Here is a 24,157-nt window from a genome sequence, read left to right as displayed (position 1 = left end):
CAGCCTCGTCGGTGGCGCACACCGGCGAGGCCGACGCGGCGAGTCGGCGTAAGGCCGCGTCAGCTGAAGTCGGTGCGCGGATCCGGCGGGCAGTTCCAGCGCAGCACGGCCTGCCGCTCGTGCTCGTAGCCCAGTTCGCACACGCTTCCGGTGTCGAGCCGGATCACCGCGCCCGCCGTGATCGGCAGGTTCGCCCAGGTGACGGCGAGCATCCGCAGAAAGTGCCCGTGGGAGACCAGCAGCACGTCCTCGCCGTTCATCAGCGAGTCGGTGCACTTGTCGATGACCCGCTGCGCACGCTCCTGCACCTGCTCTGCGGTCTCGCCCGGCGTCTCCCCCGGGATCACTCCGTCGTGCCAGAGGTCCCACGGCGTGCCGCCCCGGGAGGCGACGATCTGCGGCGTCGTGATGCCCTCGTATCCGCCGTAGTCCCATTCGACGAGATCGCTGTCGATCGCGGGATGCGCGTACCCGGCGAGCGCCGACGTGCGCCGCGCCCGCATCCGTGGGCTGCACAGCACCATGGCGAACCGGTGGCCGCGCAGCATCGAGCCCTGGTCGCGCGCCTGCTGTTCGCCTCGCTCGGTGAGCGTCAGATCCGTCACGCCCGTGTGACGGCCGACGCGGCTCCATGGCGTCTCGCCGTGCCTGATCAGCACCAGTCGTCCGTTCCGATCGGTATCGCCGTCAGACATCAGCCCTCCCCGTTCGCGGTTCTGCCTCCACCTTGTCAGATGCGCCGCGCACGGACCACGGGCTCCGACCACGGAACCGACGCCGCAGCGCGGCGATGACGGACGGGAACAGGAGCCGGGCCGATATTCTCGTTGTCGTCCGGTTGGACCGGCGCCTCGCGCGGACCGGCCGGTGCTCGAAAAAGGGGCACGCAGCCGCCGCTTGCGCGGTGGGCGAGACACATACGGAAACCTCATCCGTCCGTCTCGAAAGGCACACTCATGCCCTCCGTCTCCGCTCACGTCGCCATCACGCTCGCCTCGCACCTCGACAACGTGTTCGGTGTGATGGGCAACGGCAACGCCTACTTCCTCGACGCGCTGGAACGCCAGACGACCGTGCGGTACACGGCCGTGCGACACGAGGCTGGCGCGGTCGTGGCCGCCGACGCGCACTTCCGCGCCTCGGGGCGCATCGCGGCGGGGACCACGACGTACGGCGCGGGCTTCACGAACACGCTCACGGCCCTCGCCGAGGCGGTGCAGGCGCACGTGCCGCTCATCCTCGTGGTCGGCGACGAGCCGACCTCCGGTCCGCGGCCGTGGGATGTGGACCAGATCGCGCTGGCCTCCGCCGTCGGAGCCCGCACATACACGGTGGGACGAGCGGATGCCGCGGCCACCACCGCGATCGCCGTCGAGCACGCCCTCGCCTACAAGGTGCCGACCGTGCTCGCCATCCCGTACGACGTGGCACGGATCGACGCCGGCCCGGTGCCGGAGGCGCCACAACCGCAGCTGCCCGACCCGCTCGCCCCGCACGACGAATTCACGAGGTCGCGGATCGCACGGCTGGCGCAGGCGCTGGCGGCGGCGGAGCGCCCGTTCCTGCTGGCCGGCCGAGGGGCATGGCTGTCCGGAGCCGGCGAGGCGCTCGGGGAGCTCGCCGCCGCGGCGGGCGCGGTGACGGCATCTACGGCGCTCGGCCGGGGCGTCTTCCCGGACGCGCGGTTCGACCTCGGCGTGACCGGCGGCTTCGGAGCGGATGCCGCGATGGCGCTCGTGCGGGAGGCCGACGTCGCCGTCGTGTTCGGGGCATCCCTCAACCAGTTCACCATGCGGTTCGGGCACCTGTTCGCGCCGCAGACCCAGGTGGTCCAGGTGGACATCGCGCCGGCGGCGACGCATCCGAACGTCGGTGGCTTCATCCGAGGCGACGCCAGGCTGGTCGCCCGCGAACTCGTCACCACGCTGCGTGACATCGAGGCGAAGCCGAGCGGATGGCGCGAGTCGCTCGACTTCGCGGCACTCACGCGTCATCCGGATGGCGACGGCGTCGCCCGCGACGGACGCCTCGACCCGCGCACTGTCGCCAAGCGCATCGGCGAGCTGCTGCCGCACGAGCGAGTGGTGGTCTCCGACGGCGGCCACTTCATCGGCTGGGCGAACATGTACTGGCCCGTCGCCTCCCCCGACCGCATGATCATGGTCGGAACGGCGTTCCAGTCGATCGGCCTCGGCATGCCGTCCGTCGTCGGCGCAGCCCTCGCCCGGCCGGAGGCGACCGTCGTGCTCACCACGGGAGACGGAGGCGGTCTGATGGCGCTCGCCGACCTCGAGTCCGCCGTGCGCGTCGCCGGCGGCCGCGGCATGGCCGTGGTGTGGAACGATGCGGCCTACGGCGCGGAGGTGAACCTGTACGGCCTCAAGGGCCTCGCACGATCGCCCATGCTCATTCCCGAGGTCGATTTCGCCGCGCTCGCCAGTGCCGTCGGCGCGGAGGGTGTGGTGGTACGCGCGCTCGACGACCTGGAACGCCTGCACTCCTGGGCGTCGGCGCCCGTCGACGAACGCCCGTTCCTGTTGCTGGACTGCCGCATCACGCACGAGGTGATCTCGCCGTATCAGCACGAGGTCATCCGCGTGAACTCGTAGCGGAGCCCGCGGCCGCGCCGCTCGCGCACCGGCTTCAAGCCGGCCGTCGCCACCCGTTACCCACAAACCCGAGCGATCGGACACCCGTTGTCACGCGCGACCCCCGGGGTGTAGACCGTCGCATGGTGCCGGCCGTCGCGTCACTCGGACCGCGTGAGTCGCAGCACCTGAAGGGGAGGAAACGATCGCGATCCTCGATCGCACCATGGCGGTGGCCGGTCTGGCAGCCGATACGACGTCCAACGCGGCGCAGCAACCGTGGACAGGGCACGACACTCAGGTGATCGTCGTCGCGGCGATCGGAATCGCGATCGTCGTCGTGCTGATCGTGTGGGCGAAGTTCCACGCCTTTCTCGCGCTGACGATCGCGGCGCTGTTCGTGGGCCTGGCATCCGGCATCGCGATCGACAAAGTGACCGCCTCGTACGAGACGGGCGTCGGCGGTGTACTCGGCTACGTCGGGGTGCTGATCGCGCTCGGTGCGATGCTCGGCAAGCTGCTGGCCGACTCGGGAGGCGCCGACCGGGTGGTCGACACCCTGCTGCGCGGCCGCCCGGCCACGCTGCCATGGAAGATGGCGCTCATCGCCGGCATCATCGGCATCCCGATGTTCTTCGAGATCGGCCTCGTGCTGCTCATCCCGGTGGTCATGCTCGCCGTGCGACGCGCGAAGACGAAGGCGATGCTGCTGGGCATCCCGGCGCTGGCCGGTCTCTCCGTGCTGCACGGATTCATCCCGCCGCACCCGGGACCGCTCGCCGCGATCGGCCTGCTGCACGCGAACGTGGGTGTCACTCTCGCGTTCGGGCTGCTGATCGCCATCCCGGTCGTCGTGATCGCCGGACCGCTGTTCGGCCGACTCGCCGCACGTTGGGTTCCGGTCGAGGCGGCAGGTGCAGCCCTGGCCGTCACGGTCGGCTCGGCCGGTGAGAGCATCATCGACAGCGTCGGACGCCGCGAAGGCACCGAGAACGCCGGCGCACGGAGGCGGCTTTCCGGCGGGGCGGGTTCCGACGTCGACGCCGACCAGGCCGGTTCCGACCATCGCGCGCAAGACCCGGATGCCACGCGCACGCCGAGCTTCACGTGGACGCTGATCACCATCCTGTCGCCCGTCGTGCTCATGCTCGCCAAGGCGGCATCCGACATCTGGCTGCCGTCCGGATCCGCGACACGCAACGTGCTCGACTTCATCGGCGACCCGGTCACCGCCTTGCTGATCGCGGTTCTGCTGGCCATGGTCACGTTCGGCACGACGGTCGGATTCTCGCTGCCCTCCCTGACCAAGAAGATCGGCGCCAGCCTGCTGCCCATCGTGGGCGTGATGCTCATCGTGGGCGCAGGCGGCGGGTTCAAGCAGGTGCTGGTCGACGGCGGAACGGGCACTGCGATCGCCAAGATCGCGGTCGCCACGGGTCTCTCCATCGTCGTGCTGGCCTGGATGGTCGCGGTGCTGATCCGCCTCGCCACCGGTTCCGCGACGGTCGCCACGGTCACTGCGGCCGGCATCGTCGCCCCGCTCGCGTCGCACCTCTCCCCCGCCCAGCTCGCGCTGCTCGTGCTCGCGATCGGCGCCGGATCCCTGTTCTTCTCGCACGTGAACGACGCGGGATTCTGGCTCGTGAAGGAGTACTTCGGCCTGACGGTCGGGCAGACCATCAAGACCTGGTCGGTGATGGAGACCCTCATCTCCGTTCTCGGCCTCATCTTCGTGCTGCTGCTCTGGCTGGTGGTGTGACAGGGCCCCTGTCGCGGCTGGTGGTGTGACAGGGCCCGCACACCGACGGGGCCCATGAGAGGCGAAAGACGAGGCCACGAGATGGGATCGATGATCTACGAGGTCGCACCCGCGCTGACCATTCGGGACAGAGCACTGCGGCACCTGCAAGCCGTGATCATCGGGCGCTTGCGGCGCCACGAGTCGTGCTGTTTCGCGTGGGACGATGAGCCGGACGTCGGCGGCGACGACAGCACGGAAGCGGAGGGACGAGGTCTGCACGGTGCGGTGTGGATCTCGCCCAGCTCGTCGCTCTACTTCAGCTACGAGTCCTCCATGACCGAGCCGTTGAGAAGGGACTGGCTCGAGCTTCTCGGCAGCTCTGCGGCATCCGGAACCCTGAGGATGCTCCCCGAACCGGAAACCGAAGCGTGACCGGCGGCCCGCTCTGAGCACCACGTCGGCGCGGGCCGTCTCGGTCTGGGTGTCAAGCCCTAGGCCTCTGCGCCGTCCAGGAGTGGACTACGGCACACCGGAGAGGAGATTTCCATGCCAGGACGCGAAGTCATGCCGTCGACCATCCAGCGCTCCGACAAGCACGCTCAGGACCTGTGGTCGAAGACTCACGATTCGGCCGTCAAGGAATACGGCGAGGGTCAGCGGTCGCACCGCACGGCGTTCGCCGCGCTGAAGAACGAATACGAGAAGGTCGGCGATCACTGGGAGCGCAAGGGCAAGCGCGGCCCGTCGGACAAGCAGGCCGAAGGCGGTCGTGGCACCAACCGGCGCACGGCAGGCGGTGTCGATGCGAACGCTTCGAAGCAGCACCTGATGGATGTCGCCCGCAAGCTGGACATCTCGGGACGCAGCTCGATGAACAAGGACGAACTCGTCAAGGCGATCGAGAAGGCCAACAACCGGGCGACGGCGAAGAGCCGGTCCTGAGGGCGCGGCGAGGGCTCTGCGGATGGAGTGACGGAGCCGTGCAAAGCAAAAGACCCCGGAGAACCGAGGTCTGCAAAGCTGGGGTACCTGGACTCGAACCAAGAACAACTGAACCAGAATCAGCCGTGTTGCCAATTACACCATACCCCACCGGTCTACCCCGGAGGGCGGAACCGAAGGCCCGGGAGGCGAGTCCCGGATCGCGCCGCACGAAAGCGGCACGAGTGATTACTTTACCGGACGCGAGGCGAAGCGGCCAAAACGCCTGAGTCGCGTCGGCGTGGTGCCGCGGCGTGGCCGAGTCGACGACCGAGGTGGGTCACGCTGCGGCGTTGACGTGCTGCAGCAGGCGCTCCACACGGGCGAGCGTCTCGGGCTTGCCGAGGATCTCCATCGACTCGAACAGCGGCGGCGAGACGCGGCGACCGCTCACGGCCACTCGCAGCGGTCCGAACGCGACGCGCGGCTTGAGCCCGAGCACCTCGATGAGCGCGGCGCGCAGCGTGACTTCGATGCCGTCGTGCGTCCAGAGGTGCTCGCCGAGCCGCTCCAGGGCGGCCAGTGAGTCGCGCAACACCTCCGCGGCGTTGTCCGGAAGCGTGCCCAGCGCATCCTCGTCGTAGTGCAGGGAGGCGGCATCCCGGAAGAGGAACCCGAGCATGCCCGGCGTCTCCCCCAGCACCTGTACGCGCTCCTGCACGAGCGGCGCCGCGGCATCCAGAATCGTGCGTTGCCGGTCGGTGAGGGGCTCGGTCAGGATGCCCGCCTCGACCAGGTACGGAATCGTGCGTTGCGTGAAGTCGGCCACGTCAAGCCTGCGGATGTGGTCCGCATTGATCGCCTCGGCCTTCTTCAAGTCGAAACGCGCCGGATTCGGATTCACGTCGGCGACATCGAACTTCTGCACCATCTCATCGAGGGAGAACACGTCGCGGTCGTGCGAGTATCCCCAGCCGAGCAGGGCCAGATAGTTGTCCAGACCCTCGGGAATGAAGCCACGCTCCCTGTGGTGGAACAGGTTCGACTCCGGGTCACGCTTCGACAGCTTCTTGTTGCCCTCGCCGAGCACCGAAGGCAGGTGCCCGAACTGCGGGATGAAGTCGGCGACACCGATATCGATGAGCGCGCGGTACAGCGCGATCTGACGCGGCGTCGAAGGCAGGAGATCCTCGCCGCGCAGCACGTGCGTCACGCGCATCAACGCGTCGTCCACGGGGTTCACGAACGTGTAGAGCGGCTGGCCGTTGGGTCGCACGACGACGAAGTCGCTGAACGAGCCGGCCGGGAACGTGATGGGCCCGCGCACAAGATCATCGAAGTCGAGCTCCGTGTCGGGCACACGCAGTCGCAGCGCCGGCTGGCGCCCCTCGGCGCGGAACGCCTCGCGCTGCTCCTCGGTGTGATCCCGGTCGCCGTTGTCGTAGCCGTGCTGCTTGGGCCGGCCCGCAGCGAGGTTTCTCGCCTCGATCTCCTCAGGCGTCGAGTAGCTCTCGTACACGTGGCCCGAGTCGATCAGCCGGTCCAGCACCGCAGCGTAGATCTCGCTGCGCTGCGACTGCCGGTACGGGCCGTCCGGGCCGCCCTTCACGACGCCCTCGTCCCAGTCGATCTTGAGCCAGGTCAGCGCGTCGAGGAGCTGCTCGTAGCTCTCCTCCGAGTCGCGCGCGGCGTCGGTGTCTTCGATGCGAAAGATGAGCTTGCCGCCGGTGTGCCTGGCGTACGCCCAGTTGAAGAGCGCCGTGCGGATGAGCCCTACGTGCGGCGTTCCGGTGGGCGATGGGCAGAAGCGCACGCGCACGTCGCTTCCGGTGGCAGTGCTGAACGGATACGCGGCCGCTGAAGAGGTCTCGGACATCGTCGCCCAGTCTACGGTCCGGGCTGTCCACACCCTGGCGCGGTCGGGCGCCCTCAGGCGTCGGCCGGCGTGAGGGACCACGCCTCGGCATCCACGTGCAGGATGGCCGAGGCAGCCGCCGCGATCGCCGGCACCTGATCGCTTCCGGGCGCCGCGACGAGGTGGATGGTGCGGTGGTCGTGGTTAGCGGTCGGCCGGATGACGACATCCGGCGGCAGCGTCGACACCGCGAGCGCGAGCGACGGGATCAGCGCGACGCCGAGCCCCGCCGACACCATGCCGAGCACCGCCGTGAAATTGTCCGTCTCATAGCCGATGCGCGGGACGAAGCCGGATGCCTCGGCGAGCTGCAACAGATGGCCTCGGCACCGCGGGCATCCGGCGCTCCAGTTCTCATTGTTCAACGCCCTCAGGTCCACGGTCTCCGACGCCGCCGCGGGATGATCGGCGGGCAGGGCCAGCATCATCTCGTCGCGCCACAGCGGGATGACGACGAGCCCGCGTGCACCGTCGGCGTGCGGGTCGACGCGGTCGCCGGGGTATCCGAACGTGATGGCGAGGTCGGCCTGCTGCGACCGCACAGCCTCGACGGCCTCCGGCGGCTCGGCCTCGAGGTAGCCGATCGAGATGCCGGCGTGTTTCGACTGGAGCATGCGGAGCACCTGGGGCACGAGCGTCGACGACGCGGTCGGGAACGCCGCGAGCCGCACCCGGCCCGCACGCAGGCCGGACAGCTCGGCGAGCTCGCCCGCCGCGGCATCCAGTGCCATCGTGATCGTGCGGGCGTGTCTGGCCAGCACCCGGCCTGCCTCGGTGAGACGCACGCCGCGCCCCGACCTCGCGATGAGCGGCATGCCGATGCGTGCCTCCGCCCGGCGCAGATGCTGGCTCACGGCCGGCTGGCTGAATCCGAGCGCACCGGCGGCAGCGGTGATGGATCCGTGCTCGACGAGCGCGCGCACGATGCGCAACGTGTGCGCGTCCAGTTCGAGCGGCGTCGCAGCATCCTGTTGCAGGGTCATGGCGGAAGCATAACCGCACGTTATGCGTCCGATCGAACACCTGCGATTGTGCAATGCACGGGGGCAGCGCAGGCTCGGAATGTGCTTGAACAGTTCCGCCCCGAGTTCGAGGGAACAGGCGCCGGCTACCTGGCGGCGTGCACGGGTGGCCTGCCGCCTGCCGTCGCGGCCGACGCGATGCGCCAGGACCTCGAGCGGTGGCGCGCCGGTGCCGCCGGCCCTGCGTACTACGACACGTCGGTGGCACGGGCGCGGGACGCGTTCGCACGCATCGCCGGCGTCGGCATAGACCGCGTCTCGATCGGATCGCAGAGCTCGGTGTTCGCGGGCATGATCGCCGCCTCCATTCCTGACGGCACCGAGGTGCTGTGCGTCGACGGCGATTTCAGCTCCGTCGTCTTCCCGTTCCTGCAGCACGAGCGTCGGGGCGTTCGGGTGCGGCACGTGCCGCTCGACTTCCTGGCCGACTCCATTGGCGACGACACCTGGCTCGTCGTGTACTCGCTCGTGCAGTCGGCGACGGGCGAGCGCGCGGATGCCCGGGCCATCCGCTCGGCAGCCGATCGGGTGGGAGCGCGCGTGCTCTGCGACACCACGCAGGCCGCGGGGTGGCTGCCGCTGGAGGCGGACACGGCGGATGCCACGATCTGCCACGCCTACAAGTGGCTGTGCTCGCCCCGCGGCGTCTGCTTCCTCACCGTCACGCCGGCGTTCGCGGAGGAGCTCACGCCGATCAACGTCGGGTGGTATGCCGGTGAGGATCCCTGGGTGTCGTGCTACGGCCCGTCCGCACCTTTGGCGTCGTCGGCGCGCCGGTTCGACGTGTCCCCCGCGTGGCAGGCCATGGCCGCAGCAGCGCCGGCGCTCGAGCTGTTCGCCGGCGCGGACATCCAGGCCGTGCACGACCACGACGTGGTGCTCGCGGACGCGCTGGCGGAGCGACTGGGCCTCGAGGCGCGAGGCAGCGCCATCCTCACCTGGCCGGATGCCGACGGGCACGACCTCGCCGCGCTGACCGACGCCGGGCTGGTGGCGTCCGGCCGAGCCGGCCGCGCCCGGGTGGCGTTCCACGTGTGGAACGACGAGAACGACGTCGATCGAGCGGCCGCCGCAGTCGGCCACTGACAAACAGCCAAGGGGCACTGATCGTCGCGCGCCGGAACAGGCCAGTCAGGCCACCGCCGGACACTCCACGCCGGCGATGGTCAGCGCTGCACCTCCACCAGCAGCACCCATGCGTTGAGCATCGACGTCACGAACACGATCGCGATGGTCGCGGCGACGAGCACCAGACCGGCGGATGACCCGGCGACGACGAGAACGCCGCCGACCAGCGACAACGCCACCGGGAGAATGCCGGCGAAGACGCGGAACCAGCGGGTCGAGCTCGCCGTTGGCAACTCCGTGTCGGTCAGCACTCGCTGCGACATGACGAGCACGGGGATCATTCCGACGGCGCTGGCCACGATGATCTCGATGCCGAACAGCACATCCGTCTGGTGCGGGATGAGACCGAAGATGGCGAGCAGCAGGATGAGCGCCATCGAGCTGATCGTCGCCGCCGCGCGGGAGGGCAGACTCTTCGACGCCAGGATCTCCTTGATCGTGACGCTCATGGCCACGATGATGAGCCCGGCCAGGGCCGCTGCCGCGCCGGCGACGGCGACGTAGAACTCGTTCCACCCCTCGGTCATGCCGGAAGTCTAGGGCCCGACGGGTCGGTCAGCCTTTCGCCCGCACGGGGTTCGACAACGTGCCGATGCCGCTCACCGTCACGTCCACGCGATCGCCCGCGACGAGCGGTCCGACGCCCGCCGGTGTGCCCGTCATGATGACGTCGCCGGGCAGCAGCGTCCAGACGCTCGCGGCATACGCGACGAGCTCAGGGATGCCGTGGATGAGATCGGCGATCCGTCCGGACTGCCGCACCTCGCCGTTCACGCTCGTCTCGATCGTGGCGGATTCGGCGTCGAACTCGGTCTCGATGACCGGCCCCAGCGGGCAGAACGTGTCGAACCCTTTGCCGCGCGCCCACTGGCCGTCAGAGCGCTGCAGGTCGCGCGCGGTGACGTCGTTGCCGACGGTGTACCCGAACACGGAACCGAGAGCATCCTCGACCGCGACGTCCTTGGTGATGCGGCCGATCACGACCACAAGCTCACCCTCGTGCTCGACCCTGGAAGACTGGGGCGGCAGCACGATGGCGTCATCCGGGCCGATCACCGACGTGTTCGGCTTCAGGAACATGAGCGGTTCCGCCGGCGCCTCCGACCCCATCTCCGCCGCATGGTCGCGGTAGTTGCGGCCGATGCCGATCACCTTGGAGCGGGGAAGCACGGGCGCGAGCAGCGTCGCATCCGTGAGCTTCACCCGCTCCCCCGTCGTCTCGTATCCCGCGTACATGGGGTCGCCGGAGAGCACGACCCACTCGCGCTCTTCCTCGTCGAGGATGCCGAAGGCGAGCGCGCCGCCGTGGCTGAAGCGTGCGATCTTCACGGGCTCAGGCGTCCATGCGGGTCAGCCAGCCGTGCCGGTCCTCCGCACGCCCATACTGGATGTCGGTCAGCTCCTGCCGCAGCGACATCGTCAGCTCCCCTGCCGGCGCATCCGCCGAACCGATGCTGAAGTCACGCGACTTCAGCTGCGCGATCGGCGTGACGACGGCGGCCGTTCCGCACGCGAACGCTTCCACGATGTCGCCGGATGCCTCGCCGGCACGCCACTCGTCGATCGACACGGGGCGCTGCTCGACGCGGTGACCACGGTCGCGGGCCAGTTGCAGGATCGAGTCCAGCGTGACGCCCTCGAGGATGGAGTCCGACGCGGGCGTCACCAGCGTGCCGTCGCGGTAGACGAGCACGACGTTCATGCCGCCCAGCTCTTCGATGAACTTGCCCTCCACGGAGTCGAGGAACAGCACCTGCGCGCATCCGTGCTCGTAGGCCTCGGCCTGCGGCAGAAGGCTCGCCGCGTAGTTGCCTCCAGTCTTCGCAGCACCGGTTCCGCCGACCCCGGCGCGCGAGTACTCCTCAGACAGCCAGATCGACACGGGCGCGATGCCGCCCTTGAAGTACGCGCCCGCCGGGCTGGCGATGACGTAGAACGCCACCTTGGCCGCCGGCCGGACGCCCAGAAACGCCTCCTTGGCGAACATGAACGGCCTCAGGTACAGGCTCGTCTCCGGCGCCGAGGGCACCCAGTCTCCGTCGACCGCGAGCAGGCGCCTGATGGCCTCGACGAAGTAGTCGACGGGCAGTTTCGGCAGAGCAAGCCGGTGGGCGGAGCGCTGCATCCGGCGCGCGTTGGCCTCGGGGCGGAACGTCCAGATCGAACCGTCGGAGTGGCGGTACGCCTTCAGACCCTCGAAGACCTCCTGTGCGTAGTGCAGCACGGCCGCCGACGGCTCCAACTGGATGGGACCGTACGGGCTGACCCGGGGCCGGTGCCATCCGCCCTTCTCCGACCAGCAGATGTCGACCATGTGGTCGGTGAAGTACTGCCCGAAGCCCGGGTCGGCCAGAATCTCCTCGCGCTCCGCCGAGCTGCGCGGCGCCGGGTTGGGCGTCACCTGCCACAGGAGCGGCGTGATGTCAGTAAGCGGAATGGTCATCGAAAGATCCCCTTCGAGGTCGGTCGACGCGCCTCAGGCTGCGCCGCGTCGAGAACAGGTTACGTCAGCCGACTGACCGCCCGAAGGGGCGTCTCAGCCGGCGAGCCGAGCGGCGATCGCGTCGCCGATCTCGGACGTGCTCCGCTGGCCGGCACGGTCGGCGAGGTCGGAGGTGACGGCCGCGCGAACGCGGTCGGCGGCATCCGTCTCGCCGAGGTGGTCGAGCAGCAGGGCGACGGAGAGGATGGCGGCGGTGGGGTCAGCCTTGCCCTCTCCTGCGACGTCAGGCGCCGAGCCGTGCACCGGCTCGAACATGCTCGGGAACGCCCCGTCCGGGTTGATGTTGCCGGATGCCGCGAGACCGATGCCGCCGCTGATCGCGGCCGCGAGATCGGTCAGAATGTCGCCGAAGAGGTTGTCCGTGACGATGACATCGAATCTAGCAGGATCGGTCACCATGAAGATCGTCGCCGCGTCGACGTGCAGGTAGTCGACCGTGACCTCCGGATGCTCGGCCGCCACCTGGTCGACGATGCGCTTCCAGAGTCCCCCGGCGTTCACGAGCACATTGGTCTTGTGCACGAGCGTGAGCTTCTTGCGTCGCTTCTCGGCCTGGTCGAACGCGTAGCGCACGACCCGCTCCACGCCGAACGCCGTGTTCACGGACACCTCGTTCGCGATCTCCTGCGGCGTGCCGACGCGGATGGACCCGCCGTTTCCGACGTACGGCCCTTCCGTGCCCTCTCGCACGACGACGAAGTCCACCTCGCCCGGGTCGCTCAGGGGACTGACGACGCCGGGCAGGATGACCGTGGGCCGCAGGTTCACGTAATGGTCGAGCGCGAACCGCAGCTTCAAGAGCAGTCCGCGTTCGATGTTGGCGCCGGCGAGTCTGGGGTCGCCCGGCTTGCCTCCGACGGCTCCGAGCAGGATGGCGTCGTGTGCCGCGATGGCCTCGAGATCCGCATCTGTCAGCACGTCGCCCGTGGCGAGGTAACGCGCAGCGCCCAACTCGAAGTAGGTCTTCTCGAAGCGGATCCGGTCAGGATCGGCGACGGCATCCAGCACCTTGACGCCTTCGGCGACGACCTCGGGACCGATGCCGTCACCTGGGATGACGGCGAGCCTGACCAGACGTGACATGGGACTCCTTCGCGCGGGTCGGCATCCGTGCTCACTGCGCAACGGCACACCGACGTGGGATACCACCTAGCGTATCGGCGGGCGGAGGCGGCCTACACCACTCGGCGCCCGTGGTCGAGCCCCTGCCCGCCGCCACCGGATGCGCCTAACCTGGCGCCGACTGCATCGATCGGTGCACGTCGTGACGTCGCTCGGTCGCACAGGCCACTGGTCGCACAGGCCACTGTCGCGGTCGAGGACGAGGAGAGGAGGAGCACGTGAGTCTTGGAGGCGGAATCTTCCTGATCGTGGTCGGCGCCATCCTGGCCTTCGCGCTGAACGTGAACGTCGGATGGATCGATCTGCACATGGTGGGTTACATCTGCCTGATCGCCGGCATCATCATCACGATCCTCGGCATCATCCTGTTGACGCGCAAGCGCACGTCGCGGGTGACGAGGAGCACCACCATCGACCCGAACACGGGTCAGCAAGTGGACACCACTCGCCGCGACGACCCGAACGTGTACTAGAACGACGCGAGGGTGGGGCGGATGCCGGACGGCATCCGCCCCATCATCATGTCCGCGCTGATTGCGGGCGGCGCGCGCCCGTGTCTCGGCCGGTCGGCGTCTCAGCGGACCGGCTCAGAGCCGCACGAGGCCGTCGATGAGGGTTCTGGTCGCGCCGCCGATCCAGTGGCGGCCCGCCACCTTCTCCACGTGCACGCGGCCGGCACGGCCGAGCGCCGTGCCCTGCGCAGCGACGTAGCGCTCAGGCGCCCGTCCCGAGCCGATCAGCCAGACGGCGAGACCGGCGCCCAGGCTCCCGGTCACCGGGTCCTCCGGAATGCCGAGCGACGGCACGAAAGCGCGCACCTCGAAGTCGGTCTCGGCATCCTCCGGCTGCGGCGCGACAACGCCGACTTTCAGGTCGTCCATCACCGCGAAGTCGGGGGTGAGAGCGAGAACGTCCTCGGCGTCGGTCAGGAGCACGCCCAGCCATCCCGGCCCGTTGTCGACCCATTCGATGGCGACGATCTCGTCGCGGCGGATGCGCAGCGCGCCGGCGACCTGCGCGATCGTGTCGTCGTCCACGGCGCCGGAGCGAAGGAGCGGCGGGGCTTCGAAGGCGAGGCGTTCCCCGTCTCTGTGCAGCTCCACGAGCCCGACACCGCACTCCTGCACCACGCTTCCGGCGTTCTTCGGCACTCCGCCCGCCTCGAGCCAGGCGTGCGCGCTCCCCAGCGTCGGGTGTCCCGCGAACGGCAGCTCACCGCCCGGCGTGAAGATGCGCAGCCGGTAGTCGGCCGCCGTATCGACCGGCGGCAGCAGGAACGTGGTCTCGGAGAGGTTCGTCCAGCGGGCGAACGCTGCCAGGTCGTCGTCGCCGAGCCCGTCGGCATCCACGACCACGGCGACCGGATTGCCTTTCAGCGACTCGGCGCCGAAGACATCGACCTGCGCGAACCGCCGTGCGTCGGACATCACGGGCGACCGTTCAGGACTCGGCGATGTCGATCGCCTGCATGACGTCGGCATCGATCGCGGCTCGCACGGACTCGAGGATGCCGTCGGGCACCGGCGAGTCGACCGTGAGCACGCTCAGGGCCTTGCCGCCCGCCGTGGTGCGCGCGATCTGCATGCCGGCGATGTTGATGCCGGCGTCGCCGAACTCGCGGCCGTACACCGCGACGATGCCCGGCCGGTCGTCGTACACCATGACGATGAGGTGCTGGGCGAGCGGCACCTCGACGTCGTATCCGTCGATCGCCACGATCTTCTCGATCTGCTTGGGGCCGGTGAGGGTTCCCGATACGGAGATCTGCGAGCCGTCGGCCAGCGCGCCGCGCAGGGTCAACACGTTGCGGTAGTCCTCGCTCTCGGCATCCGTGAGCAGGCGTACCTCGATGCCGCGTTGCTCGGCGAGGAGCGGCGCGTTCACGTAGGAGACGTTCTCGCTGACGATGTTCGTGAAGATGCCCTTGAGCGCGGCCAGCTTGAGCACGCTCACGTCGTAGTCGACGAGCTCGCCCCTGATCTCCACGTCGACGCTCGTGATGGGGCTGTTCTTCGCCAGTCCGCTGAAGACCTGACCGAGCTTCTCCAGCAGTGGGATGCCGGGGCGCACGTACGGGTCGATGACGCCGCCCGCGACGTTGACGGCATCCGGAACGAGCTCTCCCGACAGCGCCAGGCGAACGGACCGGGCGACGGAGACGCCGGCCTTCTCCTGCGCCTCGGCGGTCGAGGCGCCCAGGTGCGGCGTGACCACGACGTTCTCCAGCTGCAGCAGCGGGGACGACAGCGGCGGTTCCGTGCTGAACACGTCGAGCCCCGCGCCCGCGATGGTTCCGCTCGTCAGTGCGCGGTACAGCGCTTCCTCATCGATGAGGCCGCCGCGAGCCACGTTGACGATGTACGCCGTCTTCTTCATGAGCGCGAGCTGGTCGTCGCCGATCATGCCGATCGTCTCGGGCGTCTTCGGCATGTGAATGGTGATGAAGTCGGCCCGCTGCAGCAGCTCGTCCAGGCTCACGAGCTGCACGCCGAGCTGCTGCGCCCTGGCCGAGGTGACGTACGGGTCGTACGCGATGATCGTCGTTCCGAAGGCCTGCAGGCGCGCGGTGATGAGCGCGCCGATCCTACCGAGTCCGATGATGCCGATGGTCTTCTCGTACAGCTCGGTTCCGGTGTACTTGGAGCGCTTCCACTCCCCCGCCGTCAGCGAGGCGTTGCCCGCCGGGATGTGACGGGCCAGCGACAGGATGTGCCCGATGGTGAGCTCGGCCGCCGAGATGATGTTCGACGTGGGCGCGTTGACCACCATGACGCCGGCTTCGGTCGCCGCCTTGATGTCGACGTTGTCGAGTCCGACCCCGGCTCGCGCCACGACCTTGAGCTTCGGGGCTGCGGCGATGGCCTCGGCGTCGATCTTCGTCGCCGAGCGGATGAGCACAGCGTCGGCGTCGGACAACGCCTCCAGCAGCTGCGAGCGGTCCGTGCCGTCCACCGAGCGGACGTCGAAGTCGGGCCCGAGAGCTTCGACGGTGGCGGGCGAGAGTTCTTCGGCGATCAGAACGACCGGTTTCGACACGAAAGGGACCCTTCGACGAGAGTGAGCGGTGGGAGGCGTGGGCGCGTGAGCCCGCACGCCACGGCCATCGGGGCGCGGTCACCTCAACCCTAGTGCGAGCCCGGGGGTGCTCTGCGCACGTGAGCAGAGCACCGAGCGCACGCCGGAGTGCGGTGCGGGAGTGGCATGCACGCGTCCGCGACCGGAACGGCCCGTTCGATCTGTCGCGGATTGGACCGGCGGGCCCGATCGGAGGATTCGTACGCTGGCGGTCAACGTGACGATTTGTGAAGGAGACGGGATGCGCATCCTCGTGGCAGGCGGTGCAGGCGCTATCGGACGAGAGCTCACGCCCATGCTGGTGGCGGCAGGACACGAGGTGTGGGCGACCAGCAGGTCGGCAGTGAAGGCGGCGGACATCGAGGGCGAGGGCGCGCATCCGCTCGTCATGGATGTCTACCTGCCGCAGACCGTGGAGGAGGCGTTCGTGGCGTCCAGGCCGGATGCCGTCATCCACCAGCTCACCGACCTCGCTGACTACGACGTCGCCGCGAACGCCCGGATCAGGATCGAGGGAACGCAGGCGCTCGTCGACGCCGCCCGGCGGCACGGCGTGCAGCGCATGGTGGCGCAGAGCATCAGCTGGGTCGTTCCCGACGGCGACTCACTTGGCACCGAGCAGGAACCGTTCCGCGATGGCGTCACACCTGGCGTTCCCGAGCTGGAGGCCGCCGTGCTCGAGCTGCCGCACGGCGTCGTGCTGCGGTACGGCCAGCTCTACGGACCTGGCACGTGGCATAGCGCCCGGTCGGCGGAATCGGATGCCGCGCTTCGGCGAGCGCTCACCGCGACCACCGAGATCGGCAGCTTCGTGCACGTGGCGGATGCCGCGGCCGCAGCGGTGCTCGCACTCCACTGGCCGCGCGGTGTGGTGCAGATCGTGGACGACGAGCCGGCGAGGGCCGAGGAGTGGCTCCCCGTGCTCGCCGACGCGCTCGGCGCGCCCGCCCCGGCCGTCCCCACCGGCCTTCCGCACGGGCGACCGGCGTCGAATGCCCTCGCGCGCAGCCTGGGCTGGAGGCCGCGTTTCGCGTCCTGGCGTCAGGGATTCACGGCACCGGACGGCGGGGTTGCGGTACCGGCCGGCACAGCAGCGTCTCCCGATACAACGACCGGTGCGGCGGAATCGAGGGTGTCGTGACCGAGTGGATCGTCCGGCCGGTGGCAGAGGAAGACCGCCCGTCGTGGGCCGCGCTGTTCGCCGCCTATCGCGATTTCTATGAACTCGACGAGGGCGACGCCGTCGTCGACACGGTGTGGGACTGGTTGATGGATGACGGCCACGAGGTGCGCGCGCTGGTCGCCGCGCATCCCGCGAACGGCGACCTCGTCGGCATCGCGCACTACCGCACGTTCGCGCGGCCCAGCACCGGAGCATCCGGCATCTTCCTCGACGACCTGTTCACGGCTCCGGCGGCACGGTTGCAGGGCGTGGGCCGGGCGCTGATCGACGGGGTCTCCGCCGTCGCTGCGCGGGAGGGTGCAACCAAGGTCCGCTGGCTCACCGCGCCGGGCAACGCGACGGCGCGACGGCTGTACGACAGCGTCGCATCCGTGCGCTGGGTGGTCTACGACCTCGAGCCGGCAGAGGGTTGATGCGCCCGCCGTGCCGCGATCATCGCGCGCACGGCGCCCGCATCCGTCGTCTCGTACTCGGGATGCCCGCCGCCCGGTCCGCTCGCCTGCCCGGTCACGGTCATCCGCGCCGACAGATGCACGGCGTCGACGCCCGTCGCCGCGAGCTCCCCGTAGTGCTCCGCCTTGATGCCGCCGCCGGCCATCACCTGGATGCCACCGGCCGCACGGCGCACGAGCTCTCGCAACGTCGGCATGCCGTCGATCGCGCGCCGCGCCGTTCCCGACGTGAGGATGCGCCGCACGCCGATCCTCGCCAGCGCCGGGACCGCCGCCACCGGGTCACGCACCACATCGATGGCACGGTGATACGTGACGGCGAGCGGCCCTGCGGCATCCACCAGCGCTGCGGTGGACTCGAGGTCCACGCGCCCGCGCTCGTCCACGAGCCCGACCACGACGCCGCCCGCACCGAGCTCCCTGGCCTGCCGGATGTCGCGGAGCATCACCTCGAGCTCGTCGTCGGAGTAGAAGAACCCACCCATGCGTGGACGAATCAGCACGTGGACGAACCCCGGTCTGTCGGCCTGCCTGCCGAGCTCGATCGCCCGCTCGATGAGCCCGGCGCTCGGGGTGAGCCCTCCCACCCGGAGCGCCGAGCACAGTTCGACCCGGTCCGCGCCCTCCGCGAGCGCGATGCGAACTCCCGCAAGATCCTGCACTGCGAGTTCGATCTCGGGCGCGAGAGTGCCGGTCTGCATGCGATGGTCCTCCCCGGCTCAACGGCGTCGCACGGGACGTCTCGGCGCCCTGCGTGCTCGCAACGCTACCGGCGGGCAGCCTCCGCCGCCGACTGTCTGCCGACCTCCGCTCAGAACACCGGTGTAGCGCCGCGCACGAGCCGCCAGTTCTCCACGTGGAACTCGGCGGGGTCGATCGTGCCCTGCGCCGTCGCGTAGGCGACGATGGCCTCACGGATGGCCACCTGAGCGTTGTAGACCACCGGTGCCTCGGCGATGTGCGGGAAGCCGCCTCCGCCGGACTGACGGTAGTTGTTCACCGCCACGACGAACTGCTGGTCGTCGGTCACAGGCGTGCCCGAGTAGCTCAGCCCGGTGATCCGCGACCCCTCCGGCCGGGTGAGGTCGATGTCGTACACCACGCCCGAGAACTGATCGTAGTTGTAGTCCGGCAGGTCGTGGTTGTTCGTCCACGATGCGGGGTCTACCGGCGCGTCCGCCGCCACCTGCTTGTAGTAGCGGGCCGAGTACTCCAGGTAGTCCTTGATCTGGGCACCGGTGAGCACGGATCCGAGCAGCGTGTTGTCGTAGATGTAGAGCCCGGCGACGTCCTTGATCGTGACGGAGCCGGCAGGGAAGGTCGCTGCGCGGTTGAAGGGCGCGGCGATCGAGACCACCGGCAGCGATGCGTACGATGTTCCCGCTATCGCCTCCGTCACCTTGGCCGTCTGCACCACGTTGATGTAGTCGAGGATGGCGGTGTCCTGCCAGCAGGCATCCGCGGCCGACATGGTCTCGGTGGATGTCGCCACCGGCTTGTTCACGTACGCGACCACCGCGTCGTGCTCGGACTTCACGATCGCGACGAGCTTCGGGTCGTCGGCCACGGTGTTGGTGTTGACCGTGATCGCCGACTTGGAGGTCACCTTCCACGTGCCGCGCTCGAACGACAGCGACAGGTCGAACACGCTTAGCCGCTCGCCCCAGCACTTCGGCTCGCTCATCACGACCTGCTCGCCGGTTGCCGAGTTCGTCACGAACCGCTGCGGAACGTCGATGTGCGCGTGTCCGAACAGGATGGCGTCGATGCCCGGCACCTGCTCCCCCAGCATCGCCGCCGCGTTCTCCACGGGGATGTCGCCGCTGTACGAGGAGAGCCCGCTGTCGCCGGCGTGCACGCTCACGACCACGATGTCGGCGCCGTCCCTGTGCATCCTCGGCACCCAGCTCGCTGCCGTCTCGATCACATCCAGCACGTCGAGCTTGCCGCTGACGTTCGCCTTGTCCCAGATCACGACGCCCGGATTGGTGAGGCCCAGCACGCCGACACGCAGCGGCGGCATGCCCTTGAGCTTCATCGTCTTGATGACGTACGGCTTGTACTTCGGGATCTTGGTGCCCGGGTGCACGGCGTTCGCGGCCAGCACGGGTGCCTGCATCTGCGAGACCCAGTGGTCGAGGAACTCCAGTCCGTAGTTGAACTCGTGGTTTCCCAGCACGACCGCGTCGTATCCGATCGCGTTCATCTGCAGCGCCATCGGATGCACGGCACCCGTCTTCGTCGTCGGCTCCACCGTCGCGTAGTAGAAGCCCAGCGGCGTGCCCTGGATGATGTCCCCGGCGTCGAAGAGCAGCGTGTGGTCGCGGCCGCGATCGGCCCGGATCTGGTTGACGAGGCTCGACACCCGCGCGAGCCCGACGACGTCACCGGTCGCGTCGCTGAACGGGCCGTCCTTGTAGTAGTCCCAGTTGATCGCGTTGCTGTGGATGTCGGACGTGCCCATGATCGTGATCGTCACGTCTTTGCCCGGGCCGCCGTGCGCGGGCTGGGCCGCCTGCGCCGCGCCCGGCCAGCCGGCAGCGGCGAGCACGCCGGCCGCCGAGGCTCCCGTGATCAGGCCGCGACGGCTGATCCCGCGGCGCGCGCCTCCGCTCTGCTCGGCCGTCGTGTCATCCGGTACTGCGCACGAGCACCAGCGCGGTGAGGGTTCGTTGTAGTGGGAGTGGCCATGGGTGCCTGTAGGTACGTTCATGGCTCCCCATGCGACCACAGCACGTGGCCCCCGAACAAGGGACGATCGGGTGAACTTCCGGTACTCGCTCCTCTGCGCGCCGCCGCGGTCGCAGCCGCACACCGCGGGTTGAGCCTGTCGAAACCCGCCGCGGCCGCACACCGCGGGTTGAGCCCGTCGAAACCCGCCACCGAAACCGGCGACACCGCCGGCTGAGCTTGTCGAAACCGGGCTAGGTACAACCCAGGCGGTTTAGACAAGCTCAACCCGCGATAGAACGGTCAGCCCCGGCGGTTTCGACACGCTCAACCGTCGGTTGAGTCGGCTTGGGTCAGCGCGCGACTTCGCCGTCCACGTAGTCGTCGTCATCCGACGAGTTCCACGCGAACAGCTTGCGCAGCTCGCGACCGGTCGACTCGATGGGGTGGTCTTCGCCTGCCTTGCGAGCGGCGAGGAACTCCGGCGCACCGGCATCCTGGTCGGCGATGAAGCGCTCGGCGAAGGCGCCGGAGCGGATGTCGTCGAGGATGCCCTGCATCGCCTGCTTCGTGTGGTCGTCGATCACGCGCGGGCCGGAGACGTAGTCGCCGTACTCGGCCGTGTCCGAGACGCTCCAGCGCATCTTCGAGATGCCGCCCTCCCAGATGAGGTCCACGATGAGCTTCATCTCGTGGAGCACCTCGAAGTAGGCGATCTCCGGCTGGTATCCGGCCTTCGTGAGCGTCTCGAAGCCCGCCTGGATGAGGTGCGAGACACCGCCGCACAGCACGGCCTGCTCGCCGAACAGGTCCGTCTCTGTCTCCTCCGTGAACGTGGTCTTGATGCCACCCGCGCGCAGACCGCCGATGCCCTTCGCGTAGCTGAGCGCGAGCGGCCACGCGTTGCCGGTCGCGTCGTTCTCGACGGCGACGATCACCGGAACGCCGCGGCCGGCGACGTACTCGCGGCGCACGGTGTGACCGGGTCCCTTGGGGGCGACCATGATGACGTCCACGCCCTCGGGAGCCTGGATGTAGCCGAAGCGGATGTTGAAGCCGTGGCCGAAGACGAGGGCCTTGCCGTCGCCGAGGTTCGGAGCGATGTCGTCCGCGTACAGGTGGCGCTGCACCTGGTCAGGTGCGAGGATGACGATCACGTCGGCCCACGAGGTTCCCTCGGCCGGTGTGACGACCTGGAAGCCCGCCTCCTGGGCGCGCTGGGTGGACTTCGATCCCTCCTGCAGGCCGATGCGCACCTCGACGCCCGAGTCGCGCAGGTTCTGGGCGTGTGCGTGGCCCTGCGAGCCGTAGCCGACGACGAGCACCTTCTTGTCCTGGATGATCGTCAGGTCGGCGTCGTTGTCGTAGTAGATCTCAGCCATGGGGTGTTGTTTCTCCTTGTGATTCGTGCCCTGAGCGTGTCGAAGGGCCCGGATGGGATGTGTGCGCCTTTCGACAGGCTCAAGACGCGGTGAGCACGGTTTTCAGTTCTTGAAGACGCGGTCGGTGATCGACTTGGAGCCGCGTCCGATCGCCAGCAGGCCGGACTGCGCCATCTCCTTGATGCCGTACGGCTCGAGCACGCGAAGCAGCGCCTCGGTCTTGCCGGTGTCGCCGGTCACCTCGATCACGAGCGCGTCGGTGGCCACGTCCACCACCCTGGCGCGGAACAGGTTGACCGCCTCCAGCACTTGCGATCTTGTCGTGTGGTCGACGCGCACCTTGATGAGCAGGTGCTCGCGCTGCACCGACTGATCGGTGTCGAGCTCCACGATCTTGATCACGTTGATGAGCTTGTTCAGCTGCTTGGTGACCTGCTCGAGCGGGGCATCCTCCACGTCCACCACCACGGTGATTCGCGAGAGCCCGGGCACCTCGCTGACGCCCACGGCGAGCGACGAGATGTTGAACCCGCGGCGGGCGAAGAGGCCGGCCACGCGCGTGAGCAGACCCGCTTTGTCTTCGACGAGAAGGGACAGCACGTGTGTCGACATGGTCTACTCCTCTCCCCAGGTCGGTGCATGGTCTTTCGCGTACTGCACGTTCGAGTTGCTCACGCCCTGCGGAACCATCGGCCACACCATCGCGTCGCGGCTCACGATGAAGTCGATGACGACCGGCCGGTCGTTCGTCTCCAGCGCCAGCTTGATCGCGTCGTCGATCTCCTCTTCCTTCGTGACGCGGATGCCGAGCGCGCCGTACGCCTCGGCCAGCTTCACGAAGTCGGGGATCATGCGTGTCTCGTGGCCCGTGTCCAGGTCGGTGAACGAGTGACGTCCGTCGTAGAAGAGCGTCTGCCACTGCCGCACCATGCCGAGCGACGAGTTGTTGATGATCGCGACCTTGATGGGGATGTCGTTGATCGTGCAGGTGGCGAGCTCCTGATTGGTCATCTGGAAGCATCCGTCGCCGTCGATCGCCCACACCACGCGGTCGGGCTGCGACACCTTCGCCCCCATCGCAGCCGGCACCGCGTAGCCCATGGTGCCCGCACCGCCGGAGTTGAGGAACGCGTTCGGCCGCTCGTACTTGATGAACTGCGCGGCCCACATCTGGTGCTGGCCCACTCCCGCTACGTAGACCCCCTCGGGTCCGGTGAGCTCCCCGATGCGCTGGATGACCGCCTGCGGCGACAGCAGACCGTCGCTCGTGGGCGTGTATCCGAGCGGGAACTGGGTGCGCAGACCGTCGAGCTTGGCCCACCACCCGCTCAGGTCGGGCTTGCCGACGGCGGCCACCTCGTGCTCGTAGGCGGAAGTCAGGTCGGCGATGACGTCTTTGGCATCGCCGACGATCGGGACGTCGGCGTGCCGGATCTTCGAGATCTCGGCGGGGTCGACGTCGACATGCACGATCTTGGCGTGCGGAGCGAACTCCGACACCTTGCCCGTGACGCGGTCGTCGAAACGCGCGCCGAGGGAGACGATGAGGTCGGCATCCTGCAGTGCCAGCACCGCCGCGACCGTTCCGTGCATGCCGGGCATGCCCAGGTGCTGCTTGTTCGAGTCCGGGAACGCGCCGCGGGCCGTGAGCGTGGTCACGACCGGCGCACCCGTCGCCTCGGCGAGAGCGAACAGCTCGTCGGATGCCTCGGACCGCACGACACCGCCGCCGACGTACAGCACGGGCTTGCTCGCCTCGGCGAGAAGCCGTGCCGCAGCGTGCACCTGCTTGCCGTGCGCCTTTGTCACGGGACGGTAGCCGGGCAGGTCGACGACGGGCGGCCAGGAGAACTCGGTGAGGTTCTGCTGCGCATCCTTCGTGACGTCGACGAGCACCGGGCCCGGGCGTCCGGTCGAGGCGATGTGGTACGCCGCGGCGATGGTCGACGGGATGTCGTCGGCGTCGCTGACCAGGAACGAGTGCTTGGTGATCGGCATGGTGATGCCGACGATGTCGGCCTCCTGGAAGGCATCCGTCCCCATCAGGGTGGAGAACACCTGCCCCGTGATGAAGAGCGTCGGCACCGAGTCCATGTGGGCGTCGGCGATCGCGGTGACCAGATTGGTGGCTCCGGGCCCGGAGGTCGCGATCGCCACGCCGACCCGGCGTCCTGCCGTGGCGTATCCCTCTGCGGCGTGGCCCGCGCCCTGCTCGTGGCGCACGAGGATGTGCCGGATGGCGTCCTGCGCCATGAGCTCGTCGTAGAACGGGATGATGGCGCCGCCGGGAAGCCCGAACACGTCCTTGACGCCGAGGTGAGCGAGCGACCGCAGGATCGCGGCCGACCCGGTGATGAGATCGGGCTTGTCCGGGCTGCCGCCCGCCCTGGCAGCGCGCGCTGCCGAGGTGGGCACGGCTCGAGGTTCCGTAGTCATAGGGGCGATGTTCCTTCGA

At 68.9% G+C, this 24,157-nt stretch carries 22 protein-coding genes and 1 tRNA gene; 8 read left to right on the top strand and 15 right to left on the bottom strand.

Translation table 11 applies throughout. The features are described from left to right. Positions 1 to 59: 59 nt before the first annotated feature. A complete protein-coding gene (locus VHB92_RS09375) occupies positions 60 to 695 on the bottom strand; it encodes a histidine phosphatase family protein (RefSeq protein ID WP_325453481.1) in 636 nt (211 codons plus the stop codon). Between the two features lie 261 nt (positions 696 to 956). Between VHB92_RS09375 and VHB92_RS09370 the strand changes: the two genes are divergently transcribed. The 4 genes from VHB92_RS09370 to VHB92_RS09355 all read left to right on the top strand — a co-directional run bounded on the left by VHB92_RS09370 (position 957) and on the right by VHB92_RS09355 (position 5,271). Beyond that, entirely contained in the window at positions 957 to 2,609 is a 1,653-nt protein-coding gene (locus tag VHB92_RS09370) for a thiamine pyrophosphate-binding protein (protein WP_325453480.1), read from the top strand. Positions 2,610 to 2,814: 205 nt separating this feature from the next. Beyond that, a complete protein-coding gene (locus VHB92_RS09365; RefSeq protein WP_325453479.1) occupies positions 2,815 to 4,347 on the top strand; it encodes an SLC13 family permease in 1,533 nt (510 codons plus the stop codon). A gap of 81 nt (positions 4,348 to 4,428) precedes the next feature. After that, positions 4,429 to 4,761: a hypothetical protein gene (locus VHB92_RS09360; protein WP_325453478.1), complete on the top strand. Its 333-nt coding sequence runs from the start codon at positions 4,429 to 4,431 to the stop codon at positions 4,759 to 4,761. Between the two features lie 114 nt (positions 4,762 to 4,875). Continuing rightward, positions 4,876 to 5,271, top strand: a complete 396-nt coding sequence (locus VHB92_RS09355; RefSeq protein WP_325453477.1) for a ChaB family protein — start codon at positions 4,876 to 4,878, stop codon at positions 5,269 to 5,271. Positions 5,272 to 5,349: 78 nt separating this feature from the next. On the opposite strand, the gene VHB92_RS09350 is transcribed toward VHB92_RS09355, so the two are convergent. The 3 genes from VHB92_RS09350 to VHB92_RS09340 all read right to left on the bottom strand — a co-directional run bounded on the left by VHB92_RS09350 (position 5,350) and on the right by VHB92_RS09340 (position 8,148). Next, a tRNA-Gln gene (locus VHB92_RS09350) sits at positions 5,350 to 5,421 on the bottom strand. Positions 5,422 to 5,590: 169 nt separating this feature from the next. Further along, positions 5,591 to 7,126, bottom strand: a complete 1,536-nt coding sequence (gene gltX, locus VHB92_RS09345) for a glutamate--tRNA ligase (RefSeq protein ID WP_325453476.1) — start codon at positions 7,124 to 7,126, stop codon at positions 5,591 to 5,593. 53 nt (positions 7,127 to 7,179) lie between these two features. Beyond that, a complete protein-coding gene (locus tag VHB92_RS09340; protein WP_325453475.1) occupies positions 7,180 to 8,148 on the bottom strand; it encodes a LysR family transcriptional regulator in 969 nt (322 codons plus the stop codon). An 81-nt stretch (positions 8,149 to 8,229) separates the two neighbouring features. On the opposite strand from VHB92_RS09340, the gene VHB92_RS09335 reads away from it, so the two are divergent. Then, positions 8,230 to 9,273 (top strand): aminotransferase class V-fold PLP-dependent enzyme, encoded by a 1,044-nt coding sequence (locus VHB92_RS09335; protein WP_325453474.1) that lies wholly within the window; start codon positions 8,230 to 8,232, stop codon positions 9,271 to 9,273. 80 nt (positions 9,274 to 9,353) lie between these two features. Here VHB92_RS09335 and VHB92_RS09330 read toward each other — a convergent pair whose 3' ends face one another. The 4 genes from VHB92_RS09330 to VHB92_RS09315 all read right to left on the bottom strand — a co-directional run bounded on the left by VHB92_RS09330 (position 9,354) and on the right by VHB92_RS09315 (position 12,901). Then, positions 9,354 to 9,842, bottom strand: a complete 489-nt coding sequence (locus tag VHB92_RS09330) for a hypothetical protein (RefSeq protein ID WP_325453473.1) — start codon at positions 9,840 to 9,842, stop codon at positions 9,354 to 9,356. Between the two features lie 28 nt (positions 9,843 to 9,870). Further along, positions 9,871 to 10,644, bottom strand: a complete 774-nt coding sequence (locus VHB92_RS09325) for a fumarylacetoacetate hydrolase family protein (RefSeq protein WP_325453472.1) — start codon at positions 10,642 to 10,644, stop codon at positions 9,871 to 9,873. A 4-nt stretch (positions 10,645 to 10,648) separates the two neighbouring features. Next, the gene (locus VHB92_RS09320; RefSeq protein WP_325453471.1) at positions 10,649 to 11,758 is read right to left on the bottom strand and encodes a branched-chain amino acid aminotransferase; all 1,110 of its coding nucleotides are present in this window, start codon (positions 11,756 to 11,758) and stop codon (positions 10,649 to 10,651) included. Between the two features lie 93 nt (positions 11,759 to 11,851). Further along, a complete protein-coding gene (locus tag VHB92_RS09315; RefSeq protein WP_325453470.1) occupies positions 11,852 to 12,901 on the bottom strand; it encodes a 3-isopropylmalate dehydrogenase in 1,050 nt (349 codons plus the stop codon). Positions 12,902 to 13,158: 257 nt separating this feature from the next. Here VHB92_RS09315 and VHB92_RS09310 point away from each other — a divergent pair, with 257 nt between their 5' ends. Beyond that, positions 13,159 to 13,413 (top strand): DUF6458 family protein, encoded by a 255-nt coding sequence (locus tag VHB92_RS09310; RefSeq protein ID WP_325453469.1) that lies wholly within the window; start codon positions 13,159 to 13,161, stop codon positions 13,411 to 13,413. A gap of 114 nt (positions 13,414 to 13,527) precedes the next feature. Here the strand turns inward: VHB92_RS09310 and VHB92_RS09305 are convergent, their stop codons facing one another. After that, positions 13,528 to 14,367: a PhzF family phenazine biosynthesis protein gene (locus VHB92_RS09305; protein WP_325453468.1), complete on the bottom strand. Its 840-nt coding sequence runs from the start codon at positions 14,365 to 14,367 to the stop codon at positions 13,528 to 13,530. 13 nt (positions 14,368 to 14,380) lie between these two features. Further along, positions 14,381 to 15,976, bottom strand: a complete 1,596-nt coding sequence (serA, locus tag VHB92_RS09300) for a phosphoglycerate dehydrogenase (protein ID WP_325453467.1) — start codon at positions 15,974 to 15,976, stop codon at positions 14,381 to 14,383. A 256-nt stretch (positions 15,977 to 16,232) separates the two neighbouring features. On the opposite strand from serA, the gene VHB92_RS09295 reads away from it, so the two are divergent. Together VHB92_RS09295 and VHB92_RS09290 are read left to right on the top strand one after the other, a co-directional pair. Further along, positions 16,233 to 17,156, top strand: a complete 924-nt coding sequence (locus VHB92_RS09295; protein WP_325453466.1) for an NAD(P)-dependent oxidoreductase — start codon at positions 16,233 to 16,235, stop codon at positions 17,154 to 17,156. Next, on the top strand, positions 17,153 to 17,611 hold the full coding sequence (locus VHB92_RS09290; RefSeq protein ID WP_325453465.1) for a GNAT family N-acetyltransferase: 459 nt from the start codon (positions 17,153 to 17,155) through the stop codon (positions 17,609 to 17,611). The genes VHB92_RS09295 and VHB92_RS09290 overlap by 4 nt, the downstream gene beginning before the upstream one ends. Here VHB92_RS09290 and VHB92_RS09285 read toward each other — a convergent pair. From VHB92_RS09285 to VHB92_RS09265, 5 genes are all read right to left on the bottom strand, one after another. Then, positions 17,584 to 18,351, bottom strand: a complete 768-nt coding sequence (locus VHB92_RS09285; RefSeq protein ID WP_325453464.1) for a copper homeostasis protein CutC — start codon at positions 18,349 to 18,351, stop codon at positions 17,584 to 17,586. The genes VHB92_RS09290 and VHB92_RS09285 overlap by 28 nt on opposite strands. Positions 18,352 to 18,461: 110 nt before the next feature. Further along, on the bottom strand, positions 18,462 to 20,363 hold the full coding sequence (locus VHB92_RS09280; protein ID WP_325453463.1) for a 5'-nucleotidase C-terminal domain-containing protein: 1,902 nt from the start codon (positions 20,361 to 20,363) through the stop codon (positions 18,462 to 18,464). A 310-nt stretch (positions 20,364 to 20,673) separates the two neighbouring features. Then, positions 20,674 to 21,756 carry a ketol-acid reductoisomerase gene (gene ilvC, locus VHB92_RS09275; protein ID WP_325453626.1) on the bottom strand — a complete coding sequence of 361 codons (1,083 nt, stop codon included), beginning with the start codon at positions 21,754 to 21,756 and terminating at the stop codon, positions 20,674 to 20,676. A gap of 48 nt (positions 21,757 to 21,804) precedes the next feature. Continuing rightward, entirely contained in the window at positions 21,805 to 22,314 is a 510-nt protein-coding gene (gene ilvN / locus VHB92_RS09270; RefSeq protein WP_146318913.1) for an acetolactate synthase small subunit, read from the bottom strand. Positions 22,315 to 22,317: 3 nt separating this feature from the next. Next, positions 22,318 to 24,138, bottom strand: a complete 1,821-nt coding sequence (locus VHB92_RS09265) for an acetolactate synthase large subunit (RefSeq protein ID WP_325453462.1) — start codon at positions 24,136 to 24,138, stop codon at positions 22,318 to 22,320. Between the last annotated feature and the right edge of the window lie 19 nt (positions 24,139 to 24,157).

The sequence above is a fragment of the Humibacter sp. genome (assembly GCF_035547335.1).
Lineage (GTDB): Bacteria > Actinomycetota > Actinomycetes > Actinomycetales > Microbacteriaceae > Humibacter.
Note: the sequence above shows the minus strand (reverse complement) of the source record. Positions and strands in the feature narration are given on the sequence as shown.

Excerpts from the sequence above, each read along its gene's own strand:
- VHB92_RS09370 (WP_325453480.1), top strand. The coding sequence starts at position 957 with ATGCCCTCCGTCTCCGCTCACGTCGCCATCACGCTCGCCTCGCACCTC.
- VHB92_RS09360 (WP_325453478.1), top strand. The coding sequence starts at position 4,429 with ATGGGATCGATGATCTACGAGGTCGCACCCGCGCTGACCATTCGGGAC.
- VHB92_RS09315 (WP_325453470.1), bottom strand. The coding sequence starts at position 12,901 with ATGTCACGTCTGGTCAGGCTCGCCGTCATCCCAGGTGACGGCATCGGT.
- gltX (WP_325453476.1), bottom strand. The coding sequence starts at position 7,126 with ATGTCCGAGACCTCTTCAGCGGCCGCGTATCCGTTCAGCACTGCCACC.
- VHB92_RS09320 (WP_325453471.1), bottom strand. The coding sequence starts at position 11,758 with ATGACCATTCCGCTTACTGACATCACGCCGCTCCTGTGGCAGGTGACG.
- VHB92_RS09305 (WP_325453468.1), bottom strand. The coding sequence starts at position 14,367 with ATGTCCGACGCACGGCGGTTCGCGCAGGTCGATGTCTTCGGCGCCGAG.
- VHB92_RS09330 (WP_325453473.1), bottom strand. The coding sequence starts at position 9,842 with ATGACCGAGGGGTGGAACGAGTTCTACGTCGCCGTCGCCGGCGCGGCA.
- ilvN (WP_146318913.1), bottom strand. The coding sequence starts at position 22,314 with ATGTCGACACACGTGCTGTCCCTTCTCGTCGAAGACAAAGCGGGTCTG.
- VHB92_RS09355 (WP_325453477.1), top strand. The coding sequence starts at position 4,876 with ATGCCAGGACGCGAAGTCATGCCGTCGACCATCCAGCGCTCCGACAAG.
- VHB92_RS09265 (WP_325453462.1), bottom strand. The coding sequence starts at position 24,138 with ATGACTACGGAACCTCGAGCCGTGCCCACCTCGGCAGCGCGCGCTGCC.
- VHB92_RS09280 (WP_325453463.1), bottom strand. The coding sequence starts at position 20,363 with ATGAACGTACCTACAGGCACCCATGGCCACTCCCACTACAACGAACCC.
- VHB92_RS09285 (WP_325453464.1), bottom strand. The coding sequence starts at position 18,351 with ATGCAGACCGGCACTCTCGCGCCCGAGATCGAACTCGCAGTGCAGGAT.
- VHB92_RS09365 (WP_325453479.1), top strand. The coding sequence starts at position 2,815 with ATGGCGGTGGCCGGTCTGGCAGCCGATACGACGTCCAACGCGGCGCAG.
- VHB92_RS09340 (WP_325453475.1), bottom strand. The coding sequence starts at position 8,148 with ATGACCCTGCAACAGGATGCTGCGACGCCGCTCGAACTGGACGCGCAC.
- VHB92_RS09375 (WP_325453481.1), bottom strand. The coding sequence starts at position 695 with ATGTCTGACGGCGATACCGATCGGAACGGACGACTGGTGCTGATCAGG.